The 14,915-nt window shown below is 60.5% G+C and carries 10 protein-coding genes; 7 read left to right on the top strand and 3 right to left on the bottom strand.

Annotated features, from left to right (window positions below):
• The first annotated feature begins 95 nt into the window (after nucleotides 1-95).
• Complete coding sequence (locus ACJ8OK_RS18235) at nucleotides 96-962, top strand: helix-turn-helix domain-containing protein (RefSeq protein WP_033632099.1); 867 nt, start codon at nucleotides 96-98, stop codon at nucleotides 960-962.
• Here ACJ8OK_RS18235 and ACJ8OK_RS18230 read toward each other — a convergent pair.
• On the bottom strand, nucleotides 886-1,938 hold the full coding sequence (locus tag ACJ8OK_RS18230; protein ID WP_135638612.1) for an XdhC family protein: 1,053 nt from the start codon (nucleotides 1,936-1,938) through the stop codon (nucleotides 886-888). The two genes, ACJ8OK_RS18235 and ACJ8OK_RS18230, sit on opposite strands and share 77 nt — an antisense overlap.
• A gap of 8 nt (nucleotides 1,939-1,946) precedes the next feature.
• The gene (locus tag ACJ8OK_RS18225; RefSeq protein WP_048325364.1) at nucleotides 1,947-2,531 is read right to left on the bottom strand and encodes a nucleotidyltransferase family protein; all 585 of its coding nucleotides are present in this window, start codon (nucleotides 2,529-2,531) and stop codon (nucleotides 1,947-1,949) included.
• A 208-nt stretch (nucleotides 2,532-2,739) separates the two neighbouring features.
• On the opposite strand from ACJ8OK_RS18225, the gene ACJ8OK_RS18220 reads away from it, so the two are divergent.
• Genes ACJ8OK_RS18220 through ACJ8OK_RS18210 form a run of 3 tightly spaced genes read left to right on the top strand, consistent with a single transcriptional unit; the run spans nucleotide 2,740 to nucleotide 7,312 of the window.
• On the top strand, nucleotides 2,740-5,529 hold the full coding sequence (locus ACJ8OK_RS18220) for a xanthine dehydrogenase family protein molybdopterin-binding subunit (protein ID WP_015379039.1): 2,790 nt from the start codon (nucleotides 2,740-2,742) through the stop codon (nucleotides 5,527-5,529).
• Nucleotides 5,526-6,080 carry a (2Fe-2S)-binding protein gene (locus ACJ8OK_RS18215; RefSeq protein WP_015379038.1) on the top strand — a complete coding sequence of 185 codons (555 nt, stop codon included), beginning with the start codon at nucleotides 5,526-5,528 and terminating at the stop codon, nucleotides 6,078-6,080. The genes ACJ8OK_RS18220 and ACJ8OK_RS18215 overlap by 4 nt, the downstream gene beginning before the upstream one ends.
• On the top strand, nucleotides 6,077-7,312 hold the full coding sequence (locus ACJ8OK_RS18210; protein WP_033632103.1) for a cytochrome c: 1,236 nt from the start codon (nucleotides 6,077-6,079) through the stop codon (nucleotides 7,310-7,312). The genes ACJ8OK_RS18215 and ACJ8OK_RS18210 overlap by 4 nt, the downstream gene beginning before the upstream one ends.
• A 63-nt stretch (nucleotides 7,313-7,375) precedes the next feature.
• Here ACJ8OK_RS18210 and ACJ8OK_RS18205 read toward each other — a convergent pair whose 3' ends face one another.
• Entirely contained in the window at nucleotides 7,376-8,752 is a 1,377-nt protein-coding gene (locus tag ACJ8OK_RS18205) for an amino acid permease (RefSeq protein ID WP_004937488.1), read from the bottom strand.
• Nucleotides 8,753-9,383: 631 nt separating this feature from the next.
• On the opposite strand from ACJ8OK_RS18205, the gene pdhR reads away from it, so the two are divergent.
• The 3 genes from pdhR to aceF all read left to right on the top strand — a co-directional run bounded on the left by pdhR (nucleotide 9,384) and on the right by aceF (nucleotide 14,874).
• Nucleotides 9,384-10,148, top strand: coding sequence for a pyruvate dehydrogenase complex transcriptional repressor PdhR (pdhR, locus tag ACJ8OK_RS18200; RefSeq protein ID WP_004937490.1), 765 nt, complete (start codon nucleotides 9,384-9,386; stop codon nucleotides 10,146-10,148).
• Nucleotides 10,149-10,313: 165 nt separating this feature from the next.
• A complete protein-coding gene (gene aceE / locus ACJ8OK_RS18195; protein WP_033632104.1) occupies nucleotides 10,314-12,977 on the top strand; it encodes a pyruvate dehydrogenase (acetyl-transferring), homodimeric type in 2,664 nt (887 codons plus the stop codon).
• 13 nt (nucleotides 12,978-12,990) lie between these two features.
• On the top strand, nucleotides 12,991-14,874 hold the full coding sequence (aceF, locus tag ACJ8OK_RS18190; RefSeq protein WP_033632105.1) for a pyruvate dehydrogenase complex dihydrolipoyllysine-residue acetyltransferase: 1,884 nt from the start codon (nucleotides 12,991-12,993) through the stop codon (nucleotides 14,872-14,874).
• Nucleotides 14,875-14,915 lie beyond the last annotated feature (41 nt).

Raw genomic sequence — 14,915 nt, 5'->3', positions numbered from 1 at the left:
GCTTGCTGGACGTCGAGTTTTAACCTGTATACCCTACGCGAATAGCACTAAAATTCGACTAATGGAATATCGGCAACATAAGGTTCGGCAAGCACATGGGTACGCAGGAAAGTCACATCAGGGAATTGCTGGTCTGGATTGAAGACAACCTGACCAATCCGCTGTCGTTGGATATCGTTTCCGCCAAGTCAGGTTATACGAAATGGTACCTGCAGCGCATGTTCAAGAAGCAGACCGGATTATCGTTAGCTTCCTACATTCGCGCTCGCCGCCTCTACATCGCCGCCTTCGCCTTGCGTTTCACGCAGAAGAGCATCCTCGATATTTCGGTCGAGTATCAATTCGATAACCAGCAGACGTTCTCGCGCTGTTTCAAGAAACATTTCGCCGAATCGCCCAGCGTGTATCGTCATGCCCGCAAACAGGACTTCAGCAATCTGGTGCGTTCGCTGGCGGCCAGCCAGCCCGGCGATATTCAGGTCGAACGCGTCAGCATCGCCAGAGGGCAATACGCCTTTCACGGTAAACAGTACGCTTATCACCTGGATATCGAAAAGTTGGACAAGTCGCATCTGCCGCAGCGCAGCGCGCTGCGGGCGCAGTTCTACACCTTGTTGGGCGAGCGTCCGGCGCAGACCTATTCGTTTACCCAACTGGTACCGGACGGCGAGCGGGTCAGGGTCGACTATACCCTGGGCGTGACGGCGGACTATCCGCTGCGTGAAGGCGTGGCGCTGGAGCCGCTGCCGGAGGTCCACGGCGAGTTTTGCCGTTTTCGCTATTCCGGCAAGCCGGTGGCGCTCAATGATCACATCATTCAAATCTACACGCAGGTGCTGCCCGAAATGGGGTTGGCCCGCGGCGACGGGCCGGACATGACGGTGTTCAGCTATTCGCTGAGCGGGAAAGAGGAGCTGCACCTGGAGCTGCAGCATCTGGTGCCGGTGGTGCCGCTGCACTGATCCCGTCGGCGGCCGGCAGCCGGTTTTTTTGCTGCACGATCGCCGCCATCACCGCCAGGGCGATTTCCGCCGGGGTTTTGCTGCCGAGCGGCAGGCCGATCGGCGCATGGATGCGTTCCAGCTCCTGCGGCGTGAACTCGGCGATCTGCTGCAACCGCTGGCGCCGGCGCGCGCTGTTTCTCAGCGAGCCCATGGCGCCGATATAAAACGCCGGGGTGTGGATCGCTTCCATCAGCGTCAGATCGTCCATACGCGGATCGTGGGTCAGCGCCACGACGGCGGTATTGGCGTGGCAACCGCCGTCCTCAATGAACTTGGCCGGAAACTGGCGCAGCAGCGTCACGCCCGGTTTTAACTCGGCGGCGAAGTTATCCAGCGCCTCCGGGCGGTTCTCGCACACCAGCACCTCAAACCCCAGCGCCACGGCGAAATCGGCGCAGTACAGCGCCACGCTGGACAGCCCGGCGATCAGCAGGCGCGGCGCGGCCGCGATGTGCAGGGTAATCTGCTCGAGCCGGCGTTCGACCTGAGTGGCGCTGGTGAAGTGGCTTTGCTCGAGGCTGTGGCAGGCGTGGGGCAGCGTCAGGCGTTTGAGCAACGCGTGATGCCCTTCCAGCGCGCCGGCGATGCGCTGCAGGTAAGCGACGCTGGCTTCTCCCGCCGGCAGATACTCGATCAGCACGTCCAGCACGCCGCCGCACGGCAGCGCTACATTGGGCGTCATGCCGCCTTCGCCGTAACGAATCACCTGGCTGGCCGCCTGATACTCCCCGGCGGCCACGCGCCGCAGAAAGTCCTCCTCCACGCATCCGCCCGACAATGAGCCGCTGTAGCGGCCGTCGCGGGTCGCCGCCATCAACGCGCCCGGCGAGCGCGGCGAAGAGCCATAGGTGCTGAGCACGGTGCATAACCAAACCGGCTGTTGTTGCAGCCAGCTTATCGCCTGGCTGACCACGGTGACATCAAGATGTTGCATAGGTGAATTTACTCGCTGGCCGGGAGTTGCGATGGAAGATCAATATCCCGCACGACGCCGGGGTGCTCAAGCGGCAGCAGGTGGACTGCCGCGCCTTGCAGCAGTTCACGCGCGCCATTATCGCCGCGCAGTTGGCAAAGTGGTTTGCGCAATAGAGCGGAAAAGCCGACCGGGTGACCGGGCTGTTGCGCATAACAGGGGCGCACGATCGGGTGTTGCCGTAAGGCATCCGCCACCTGTCGGAAAACGTCGGCGCCGACGAATGGCATATCGGCCAGGTGGATCAGCCAGCCCTGCCAGTGCGGCGTGGCCGCAACGCCCGCGGCGATCGAGTCGCCGAGGCCCGCGCTGGCGAGCAAGGTGACCGGCACCTGGTTGGCGGCGCAGGCTGCCAGTACCGGCAGATTATCCGGCCGGGTCACCACCTGTACCGGCAGGCCGGAGGCCAGCGCCTGGCATAGGGTGTGCTCGAACAGCGAACGCCGCTCGCCCGCCGCATCGGCAAACCCGGCGTTCAATTTGTTGCCCTGGCCGCCGGCCTGAATAAAGCGCTCTCCGCGTCCGGCGGCGGTAATGACAATGCCCGTGGTCATGGTTGAAGTCCGCGTTTGCGCAAATTATTTATTAGCCTACAAACTACCTGTGTTTTGTAAATGTTTTTTTGTTGAAAACAGCCTGTTAATCATCACATAATTTTAGTTATAAGCATATGCTTATGACGTCTACGGCAAGGTCGTCAGCGTTTGCGCAACAACACCGCGAACAAAAACCAATTACAAGAAAGACGTGAAGGACTTATTTATGAGCAATTTCAACCCGTCGCGGCGCCGCTTTATCAAAAGCGCCGTGATTGCGGGGGTCTCCGTGTACCTCGCCCCCCTGTACAGCCGCGCCTACGCCGCGCTGTTCGAGCAAAAAATCCTCCAGTCACCCAACTGGGATCCGCAGGCCAAGCGCGTGCGTTTCCGTATCGATGGCCGCGCCAAGGTCATGGGGCAGAAGGTGTTCGCACGCGATATCCGCGCGGTGGACATGCCGCACTGGCCGCAGAAACAGGCGCACGCCTTCATTCTGCGCGTGACCAAAGCCGACCGGCTGTTCGAGGGGGTCGATCTGTCGCTGCTGGGGGACGATCTGCAGCCCGATCGCCTGGTGACGGCGGAAGATCTGGCGCGCGATGGCCTGGCCTTTCCGGCGTTCTACGGTGACGACATGCTGCTGCCGAACGGCAAAACTCCGGCCTACCTTGGCCAGGCGGTGGCGATCCTGATCTATCACGACTTCGCCCGTTTCCGCTTCGCCAAGGACAAGCTGAAATTCCGCGAAGAAACCATCAAATACGGCGCGGTCACCGGCCCGCTGGAGCGCGATCCCTGGGGCAGCTTCCGCTATGTGCGGGTGGGGGGAGAACAGCCGTTCGACGACGATCGCTTCTCCAGCCTGAAGGATACGCCGATCTTCCCGGTATCGATGAAAAAACACCTGCCGGTGTGGCCGGAAGGGCGCGAGGGCGGCAAGCTGGATCAGGAAGGCATGCGCTATGCGGGCCTGATCGCCGACGAGTTGGCGAATCCGCCGGCCGACTGGCTGGTGATGTCACGCCGCTACACCACGCAGTCGATCGACACCTCGGCGCTGGAGCCGGACAACGCCAACGGCTGGTTCGACGCGCAGACGCAAACCCTGCATCTGGTGGTGCCGACTCAGTCGCCACAGGAAGTAGCCGACGAGATGCCGCGCATGCTGGCCAAGCGCAACCCGCCGGTGAAACAGCTGATCCTGCACCCGTGCTACACCGTGGGCTACGGCTCGAAAGATCACTACAACTTCCCGTATTACGGCGCGGTGGCGGCAATGTATGGCGACGGCCACCCGGTGCGCCTGGCCAATGATCGCTTCGAACAGTTCCAGACGGCGCTGAAGCGCCATGCGTTCGACATGAACTACCGCATCGCGGTGAATAAGCAGACCGGCGTCATGCAGTCGTTCCTCGGTGACATGACCGCGGACGGCGGCGGCCGCAGCAACTTCACCCCTTCGGTGGTGATGGTCGGCGCGACCGCCGCCCAGTCGATTTACTACTTCCCGAAAAGCGATCTGTCGTCGGTCGGGCTGGCCTCACGCGCCATCGACGCCGGTTCGGCGCGCGGTTACGGCACGCTACAGAGCATGGCCGCCACCGAGATGATGGTGGATGAGCTGGCCGCCGAGCTGAAGATCGACCCGATCGAGTTTCGCCTGCGCAACGTGCTGAAATCCGGCATGAAAAACACCCAGGGGGCGATCCCGGCCGGTGCGATCCGCGCCGATGAAGTGCTGGAGAAGGCGGCGAAGCACGAGATGTGGCTCAAGCGCGCCGAACGCAAGGCCGAGTTTGAGAGCCGCCATCCCGGCAAGCGCTATGGCGTTGGCTTCGGCTGCGTACAGAAAGACTTTGGCACCGGGGCGGAAACCTCGTTCGCCCGGGTGGAGCTGAGCGAAGATGGCCGCATCACGCTGCATCATAGCGGCGCGGAGATGGGCACCGGCATGTCGACCTCGCAGTCGGTATTGTGCGCGCAGTGGCTGGGCAAACCGGCCGACGAAGCCCACTTCTCGGTCACCGACTGGTCGGTATTGCCGATGGTCACCAGCGGCGATCCTTACCTGATGTCGCAGGAAGAGCAGGACAAGCTGCAAACCAACCCTAACTGGACGCCGAGCTACTGTTCGCCGTCGAGCGCCAGCAACTCGGCCTATTACTTCTCGCACAGCACCCGCGAAGCGGCGCGCCTGATCTTCGATCACGGCCTGTGGCCGGCGGCGATGGCGCTGTGGCAGGCCGGCATCGGCGGCGGCCAGGCAGCGCCGCTGGTGGTGCGGCGCGAAGATGCGCGTTGGGTCGAAGGCGGCCTGACGGCGGCGGGCATGTCGGTGCTGAGCCTCGAACTGCTGGCCAAGACGGCTTATCAGATGGGCGGCGTCACCGGCGCGGCGGTGCACGTGTTCAACCGCTGGCAGTGGGCGGAGGCCGATTTCACGTTGAACGGCAAAAGCGAACGCCTGCCGATCGACGGCATGGCGCTGCGCAACGCCAACGGCGAATTCAAGCCGCTGGCGCGCGGGCAGGTCTACTACCCGCCGACCCAGCGCAACAATGCGGCGGTGACCTACTACAGCGCCGTCGGCACGCTGGCGGAAGTGGCGGTGGATATCGCCACCGGCCAGGTGGAGTTGTTGAATCACCATTCGATCATGGAGTGCGGCAACCTGATCGTGCCGGAACTGGTTTCCGGCCAGCTGCAGGGCGGGCTGGCGATGGGCATTGGCCATGCGCTGCACGAATATTTACCGCTGTACGAAGACGGCCCGGGCAACGGCACCTGGAACTTCAACCGTTACCATCTGCCGCGCGCCAGCGATGTGGCGGTGTGGAAACAGAGCGGCGACATCCTGCCGGCGCTGTCGGAAACCGATCCGCCGAAAGGCATGGCGGAGGTGGTGATGATCCCGATCGTGGCCGCACTGGTCAACGCCATTGCCGACGCCACCGGCCACCGTTTCCGTGATTTGCCCGTTCGTGCAGAAAATATTCGTGAGGTATTACAATGAGCATTAAAACCCAGCCGATTTCCCTGACCATCAACGAGAAACAGTACGGCCCGATCGAGGTGCCAGAAGGCTTGATGATGATCGATTTCCTGCACGAGTATCTCGATTTGACCGGTTCGCGCCTCGGTTGCGGGCAGGGCATTTGTCACGCCTGCGTGGCGATTGTCGATCACCCGAGCGGCACCAGCGAAGAGGTGCGCACCTGCATCACCGGCGCGCATTTCTTCAACGGCAAGAAAGTGCGCACCGTCGAAGGCCACGCCAGGGTGGACGAACAGGGGGAGGTGGTTGAGCTGTCGCCGATCCAGCAGGCGTTTCTGGAGCACTACAGCTTCCAGTGCGGCTACTGCACGCCGGGCTTCGTCAACGCCGCCACCATTTTCGTGGAAAAGCTCAAGCGTGAGCCGATCGCCCGCGATCAGCTGGAGAACGCCATCGAGCAGGCGCTGGACAGCCACATCTGCCGCTGCACCGGCTACGTGCGCTACTACGAAGCGGTGCGCGACGTGGTGCTGAAAACGCCGGGCCTGCTGAAGGAGACGGCGCAATGAAAAAACGTCTCGCAGTGTTGATTGTGCTGGTGGCGATCGTGGTGATTGCGCTGTTGTGGTGGCGGGAAAACCGCCGTTACGACGGCCCGGTGCAGCAGGTGACCGCCAGCGCCGAACAGATCGCCCGCGGCCGCTATCTGGCGCAGGCCGCCGACTGCGCCGCCTGCCATACCGCCAGCGGTGGGGCGCCGTTGGCCGGCGGCTATCCGCTGGACACGCCGTTCGGCACGATTTACGGCAGCAACCTGACGCCGTCGGCCGACCACGGCATCGGGCGCTGGAGCAAGGACGACTTCTTCCTGGCGCTGACGCAGGGCGTGGCGCCGGGCGGGCGGCACCTGTACCCGGCGATGCCTTACACCTCGTACAAGGGCATTTCGCGCCAGGACGCCGACGACATCTACGCTTACCTGATGACGCGCCCGGCGGTGGACGTGGCCATTCCGGCCAACGAGATGCCGTTCCCGTTCAACCAGCGCATGGCGCTGATCGGCTGGAATCTGCTGTTCCGCAGCCAGGATCCGCTGCCGGCCAGCTCGCAGGGCAGCTCGCCGCAATGGCAGCGCGGCCGCTATCTGGCCGATGTGCTGGGCCACTGTGGCGAATGCCACACGCCGCGCGGCGCGCTGGGGCAGATGGATCTCGGCAAACCGATGCAGGGCGGCGATCTCGGCCGCTTCATGGCGCCGGACATTACGCCGCACGGTCTGGCGCAGCGCGGCTGGACGCCGCAGGACGTCAGCCGCTTCCTCAGCACCGGCCTTGCGCCGCAGGGTTCCGCCTTCAGCGAGATGCACATGGTGGTGGATCTCAGCACCCGTTATTTGACGCCGGAAGATCATCAGGCGCTGGCGCTGTATCTGATGGGCGAGCAGCCGCCGGCGGCGGTGCCGGTGAAAATGGGGCAGGGCAGCGATGCCGGGCGTATGGTCTATCTGGATCAGTGCGCCGGCTGCCATGCGCGTGAAGGCGAGGGCAAACCGCACGTCGCACCGGCGATGCGCGATAACGCCACGCTGCGCCAGGCGGACGGCAAGAACCTGATCGTGTCGGTGCTGGACGGCCTGCCGGCCCAGCAGTTCCCGAACGGTGAAAGCATGCAGAGCATGCCGGGCTTCGGCGAGCGTCTGAGCGATGCCGACGTGGCGGAACTGGTAAACTACCTGCGGGTGACCTGGGGCGGTTTGCCGGCGAACGTCACCGCCGAGCAGGTGAAAGCGCTGCGCAAGTAAGCGGCGTTCAGGCGAAAAAAATGGCCCGCAGATGCGGGCCATTTTATTGCGCGGTCACGGGATTCAACGGCTGGTGACGCCGTCGACGCGTTGGCTGCGCTGTTTGATGGCGTAACCGACGGCCAGGATCGCCACCCATACCGGGATCAGCAGCACCGAGATTTGAATGCCCGGCGTTAGGTACATGATCACCAGGATGCCGGCCATGAACAACAGGCACAGGTAGTTGCTGAACGGGTACCAGAACGCTTTGAACTTCGGCACTACGCCTTCGCGGTTTTTGGCGGCGCGGAATTTCAGGTGCGCCAGGCTGATCATCGCCCAGTTGATCACCAGCGCCGACACCACCAGCGCCATCAGCAGTTCGAAGGCGCGGCCCGGGATCAGGTAGTTAATCAGCACGCACAGCGCGGTGGCAAGGGCGGAGATGCCGATGGCCACCACCGGCACGCCGCGGCCATCGACCTTCAGCAGGCTTTTCGGTCCGTTGCCCTGCTGCGCCAGGCCGTACAGCATGCGGCTGTTGCAGTAGACGCAGCTGTTGTAGACCGACAGCGCGGCGGTGAGCACCACGATGTTCAGCACGGTCGCTACCAGGTTGCTGTTCAGCGCGTGGAAGATCAGCACGAACGGGCTGCCGCCTTCGACCACTTTGCCCCACGGGTACAGCGACAGCAGAATGGCCAGTGAACCGATATAGAAGATCAGGATGCGGTAGATCACCTGATTGGTGGCTTTCGGAATGCTTTTTTGCGGGTTGTCGGCTTCGGCGGCGGTGATGCCGACCAGCTCGAGGCCGCCGAAGGAAAACATGATCACCGCCATCGCCATCACCAGGCCCATGACGCCGTTCGGGAAGAACCCGCCCTGCGCCCACAGGTTGGTGACGGTGGCTTCCGGGCCGCCCATGCCGCTGAACAGCAGGTAGGCGCCGAACACGATCATGCCGATAATCGCCACCACTTTGATGATGGCGAACCAGAACTCCATCTCGCCGTAAACTTTGACGTTGGCCAGGTTGATGGCGTTGATCGCCAGGAAGAATACCGCGGCGGAAACCCAGGTGGGGATCTCCGGCCACCAGTACTGCACGTAGATGCCGACCGCGGTCAGCTCCGCCATCGCCACCAGGACATACAGCACCCAGTAGTTCCAGCCGGAGGCGAAGCCGGCGAAGTTGCCCCAGTATTTGTAGGCGAAGTGGCTGAAGGAACCGGCGACCGGCTCTTCCACCACCATTTCTCCCAACTGGCGCATGATCAGAAACGCGATGAAGCCGCCGATGGCGTAGCCGAGGAGCACTGACGGGCCGGCCATTTTTATTGTTTGAGCGATACCGAGAAATAACCCGGTGCCGATTGCGCCACCTAAGGCGATGAGCTGAATATGGCGGTTTTTCAGGCCGCGCTTCAGCTGGTCACCATGCTGTTGACCATCCATCAATCTAACCCTCTGTCGTTGTGAATGCCCACCTGCCTGTAAAGCAGTGGTTACGATGTGTGTTTTGTTTTATTTACGGCGTTATAGCTATTAATTCCACGGCGCCGCTACCGTTTGGCAGAGAATAATGTTATGCGCGTCGGTTTGCACCTGCTTTGTCGTGTGAGTGATTAAGATTGCAGCAGTTTAGGAAACAAAATGCGGGTTGTGTGACGGCAGGGGGGATTCAGTGCATGAAATAAGCAACAAATCACATAATGCGCAAAAATAACGTAGATCTGAACGGTGGGCTGCGTTCAAATAATGAACGAACCGCCGTTGCGCTGCTCGCCAAATAGCCATTCATTAAAGCGTAATAACCATGCAATAAAACTCGGGCAAAAAGTTTGCACTCTGCCTTGCGTAAGGTTTGGTTAAAGTTAAATCCCCAACCCGCCGCGTAAATGGTAATACCATCACGGCGTTACCGGTTTGCAGCGGGGTTTTCAGCGGGGTGTTAAAATGTGCGGGTAACCTGATTTCGATCAAGGCCCGTATGGACAGGAGGTGAATACTTTGTTACTTTACCGTCACGTTTTTGAAATTGGTATTACCAATTGACTCCGCGCCATTCGCAGAGAAGAATTCACTCATGGCCTACAGCAAAATCCGCCAACCCAAGTTGTCAGATGTTATCGAGCAACAGCTCGAATACCTGATCCTCGAGGGGACACTGCGCCCAGGCGAAAAACTGCCTCCGGAGCGCGAGCTGGCGAAACAATTTGATGTCTCCCGTCCTTCTCTGAGAGAGGCCATTCAGCGCCTTGAAGCGAAAGGGCTGCTCCTGCGCCGTCAGGGCGGCGGCACCTTCGTGCAAACTAATCTGTGGCAGAGCTTCAGCGATCCGCTGGCCGAGCTGCTGGCCGACCATCCCGAATCACAGTTCGATCTGCTGGAAACCCGTCACGCGCTGGAAGGCATTGCCGCCTATTACGCGGCGCTGCGCGGCACCGATGAAGATCTGGCGCGCATCCGCGACTGCCACATCGTGATTCAACAGGCTCAAGACAGCGGCGATCTCGACGCCGAAGCCGATGCGGTCATGCAGTATCAAATCGCCGTGACCGAAGCCGCTCACAACGTTGTGTTACTTCACCTGCTACGCTGCATGGGGCCGATGCTGGAACAGAACGTGCGTCAGAACTTTGAATTGCTCTACTCGCGCCGTGAGATGTTGGCAAAAGTGAGCAGCCACCGCGCCGGAATTTTTGAGGCGATTGTGGCACGCGAGCCGGAAAAGGCCCGTGAAGCCTCGCATCGCCACTTGGCGTTTATCGAGGAAATCTTGCTGGATCTCAGCCGGGAGCATACTCGGCGCGAGAGATCGCTGCGGCGTCTCCAGCAACGCAAGGATTAAGAGCTGTCCTCTTCAGGGTACACCAGCCTGCGGGGGTTAAGTTCGAGGTACTTAGTTAAGTACTTAAGCGGCAACTAAACTGATGGGCCTGTCTTCGTGTGTTTTTTCACAGAGCACAGGAAGACAGGCTCCAAACAAACCATTAGACAGATAAGGAATACCACCATGTCAGAACGTTTAAACAATGACGTGGATCCGATCGAAACCCGCGACTGGCTGCAGGCGATCGAATCGGTCATCCGTGAAGAGGGTGTTGAGCGAGCTCAGTTTCTGATTGATCAGGTATTGGGAGAAGCCCGCAAAGGCGGCGTTAACGTTGCGGCCGGTGCTGCAGCGCACAACTACGTCAACACCATCGCGGTAGAAGACGAACCGGCTTACCCAGGCAACCTGGATCTGGAACGCCGCATTCGCTCTGCGATCCGTTGGAACGCGATCATGACCGTTCTGCGCGCATCCAAGAAAGACCTGGAGCTGGGCGGCCACATGGCTTCCTTCCAGTCTTCCGCGACCTTCTATGAAGTCTGCTTTAACCACTTCTTCCGCGCACGCAACGAGAAAGACGGCGGCGACCTGGTCTACTTCCAGGGCCACATCTCTCCGGGCGTTTACGCGCGCGCCTTCCTTGAAGGCCGCCTGACCGAAGAACAGATGAACAACTTCCGTCAGGAAGTGCACGGCAACGGCCTGTCCTCTTACCCGCATCCTAAGCTGATGCCGGAATTCTGGCAGTTCCCGACCGTATCCATGGGCCTGGGCCCAATCAGCGCCATCTATCAGGCGAAGTTCCTGAAATACCTGGAACACCGCGGCCTGAAAGACACCTCTGAGCAGACCGTTTACGCCTTCCTGGGCGACGGCGAGATGGATGAGCCGGAATCCAAAGGCGCCATCACCATCGCCACCCGCGAGAAGCTGGACAACCTGGTGTTCGTCATCAACTGCAACCTGCAGCGCCTGGACGGCCCGGTCACCGGTAACGGCAAGATCATCAACGAACTGGAAGGCATCTTCTCCGGCGCAGGCTGGCAGGTGCTGAAAGTGATCTGGGGCGGCCGTTGGGACGAGCTGCTGCGCAAAGACACCAGCGGTAAACTGGTTCAGCTGATGAACGAGACCCTGGACGGCGACTACCAGACCTTCAAATCCAAAGACGGCGCTTACGTGCGCGAGCACTTCTTCGGCCGTTACCCGGAAACCGCGGCGCTGGTCAAAGACATGACCGACGACGAAATCTGGGCGCTGAACCGTGGTGGTCACGATCCGAAGAAAATCTTCGCTGCACTGAAAAAAGCGCAGGACACCAAAGGCAAACCGACCGTTATCCTGGCCCACACCATCAAAGGTTACGGCATGGGTGAAACCGCGGAAGGTAAAAACATCGCTCACCAGGTGAAGAAAATGAACATGGAAGGGGTTCACCACTTCCGCGATCGTTTCAACGTGCCGGTTGCCGATGCTGACATCGAAAAACTGCCGTACATCACCTTCGAGAAAGATTCCGAAGAGTACAAATACCTGCACGAACGTCGCCAGGCGCTGAAAGGCTACGTGCCTACCCGTCTGCCGGAGTTCACCCAGAAGCTGGAAATGCCGGCGCTGGAAGATTTCAGCTCGCTGCTGGAAGAGCAGAACAAAGAGATCTCCACCACTATCGCCTTCGTGCGTGCCCTGAACGTGATGCTGAAGAACAAGTCGATCAAAGATCGTCTGGTGCCAATCATCGCCGACGAAGCGCGTACCTTCGGTATGGAAGGTCTGTTCCGTCAGATCGGTATCTACAGCCCGAACGGCCAGCAGTACACCCCGCAGGACCGTGAGCAGGTTGCTTACTACAAAGAAGACGAGAAAGGCCAAATCCTGCAGGAAGGCATCAACGAACTGGGCGCAGCCTCTTCCTGGCTGGCCGCAGCGACCTCCTACAGCACCAACGATCTGCCGATGATTCCGTTCTACATCTACTACTCGATGTTCGGTTTCCAACGTATCGGCGACCTGTGCTGGGCAGCGGGCGACCAACAGGCGCGCGGCTTCCTGATCGGCGGGACCTCGGGCCGTACTACCCTGAACGGCGAAGGTCTGCAGCACGAAGATGGCCACAGCCACATTCAGTCTCTGACCATCCCTAACTGCATCTCTTACGATCCGGCTTACGCGTACGAAGTGGCGGTGATCATGCACGACGGTCTGGTGCGCATGTATGGCGACAACCCGGAAAACGTGTACTACTACCTGACCACGCTGAACGAAAACTACCACATGCCTGCGATGCCGCAGGGTGCGGAAGAAGGTATCCGCAAGGGTATCTACAAGCTGGAAACGCTGGAAGGCAGCAAAGGCAAGGTACAGCTGCTTGGCTCCGGCGCCATCCTGCGCCACGTGCGCGAAGCTGCGCAGATCCTGGCGAAGGACTACGGCGTGGGTTCCGACACCTACAGCGTGACCTCGTTCACCGAACTGGCGCGCGACGGCCAGGATTGCGAGCGCTGGAACATGCTGCACCCAACCGAAGCGCCACGCGTGCCTTACATCGCTCAGGTGATGAACGACGCGCCTGCGGTAGCCTCTACCGACTACATGAAACTGTTCGCCGAACAGGTTCGTACTTATGTGCCGGCCAGCGATTATCGCGTACTGGGCACCGACGGCTTCGGTCGTTCGGACAGCCGCGAAAACCTGCGTCACCACTTCGAAGTCGATGCATCCTACGTGGTGGTTGCTGCTCTGGGTGAACTGGCTAAACGCGGTGAGATCGAAGCTTCTGTGGTTGCTGACGCAATCAAGAAATTCGACATCAACCCGGAAAAAGTTAACCCGCGTCTGGCCTAAGAGGTACTGAATAATGTCTATCGAAATCAACGTACCGGACATCGGTGCAGATGAAGTCGAAATCACCGAGATTCTGGTGAAGGTCGGCGATAAAGTTGAAGCGGAACAATCGCTGATCACCGTGGAAGGCGACAAGGCTTCCATGGAAGTGCCCTCCCCGCAGGCGGGCGTGGTGAAAGAGATCAAAGTGGCGGTCGGCGATAAAACCGAAACCGGCAAACTGATCATGATCTTCGAAGCGGCAGGCGCAGCGGAAGCTGCTCCGGCGGCGAAAGCGGAAGAAAAACCGGCGGCAGCAGCAGCTGCTCCGGCTGCCGCTGCTGCCAAAGACGTTGCCGTGCCGGACATTGGCGCCGACGAAGTCGAAGTGACCGAGATCCTGGTGAAAGTGGGCGACAAGGTGGAAGCCGAGCAGTCCCTGATCACCGTGGAAGGCGACAAGGCTTCCATGGAAGTCCCTGCGCCGTTCGCGGGCACCGTGAAAGAGATCAAGATCGCGACCGGCGACAAAGTGAAAACCGGTTCCCTGATCATGGTGTTCGAAGTGGCTGGCGCCGCTTCCGCTGCTGCTCCGGCTGCGGCGCAAGCACCGGCTGCCGCTGCAGCGCCTGCGGCCTCTGCGGCCAAAGACGTCGCCGTGCCGGACATCGGCGGTGACGAAGTCGAAGTGACCGAAGTGATGGTCAAGGTAGGCGACAAGGTTGCCGCCGAGCAGTCTCTGATCACCGTGGAAGGCGACAAGGCCTCTATGGAAGTGCCAGCGCCGTTCGCGGGCACCGTGAAAGAGATCAAGATCGCGACCGGCGACAAAGTGAAAACCGGCTCCCTGATCATGGTGTTCGAAGTGGAAGGCGCTGCGCCTGCCGCTGCCGCCGCGCCAGCCGCTAAAGCGGACGCTGCGCCGGCGCCGGCCGCCGCTAAAGCCGCCGCTCCGGCTGCGAAAGCTGAAGACAAAGGCGAGTTCGCCGAGAACGCGGCCTACGTGCACGCGACTCCGGTCATTCGTCGTCTGGCGCGTGAATTCGGCGTTAACCTGGCGAAAGTGAAAGGCACCGGTCGTAAAGGCCGCATCCTGCGCGAAGACGTTCAGGCATACGTGAAAGACGCGGTGAAACGCGCTGAAGCGGCTCCGGCTGCTGCCGGCGGCGGTCTGCCGGGCATGCTGCCATGGCCGAAAGTGGACTTCAGCAAGTTCGGCGAGATCGAAGAAGTCGAAATGGGCCGCATCCAGAAGATCTCTGGCGCGAACCTGAGCCGCAACTGGGTGATGATCCCGCACGTGACTCACTTCGACAAAACCGATATCACCGATCTGGAAGCGTTCCGCAAGCAGCAGAACGAAGAAGCGGCCAAGCGCAAGCTGGACGTGAAGTTCACGCCTGTCGTGTTCATCATGAAAGCCGTCGCTGCCGCTCTGGAGCAGATGCCGCGCTTCAACAGCTCGCTGTCCGAAGATGGCCAGAAGCTGACGCTGAAGAAATACATCAACATCGGCGTGGCGGTAGATACCCCGAACGGCCTGGTGGTTCCGGTGTTCAAGGACGTGAACAAGAAGAGCATCACCGAGCTGTCTCGCGAGCTGATGACCATCTCCAAGAAAGCGCGCGACGGCAAGCTGACCGCGGGCGAGATGCAGGGCGGCTGCTTCACCATCTCCAGCCTGGGCGGTATCGGGACGACTCACTTCGCGCCGATCGTCAACGCGCCGGAAGTGGCTATCCTGGGCGTCTCCAAGTCTGCGATGGAGCCGGTCTGGAACGGTAAAGAGTTCATGCCGCGCCTGATGATGCCGATGTCGCTGTCCTTCGACCACCGCGTTATCGACGGTGCCGATGGTGCGCGCTTCATCACCATCATCAACAACATGTTGTCCGACATTCGCCGTCTGGTGATGTAATGCAAAAGGGGCGCAGCATGCTGCGCCCCTGACGATTCTGT

Origin of the sequence: Serratia sp. CY71090 (genome assembly GCF_052166845.1) — a bacterium.
In the GTDB taxonomy this organism is placed as follows: domain Bacteria; phylum Pseudomonadota; class Gammaproteobacteria; order Enterobacterales; family Enterobacteriaceae; genus Serratia; species Serratia nematodiphila.
The sequence above is the reverse complement of the archived record's forward strand: the minus strand, read 5'-3'. Positions and strand labels throughout refer to the sequence as shown.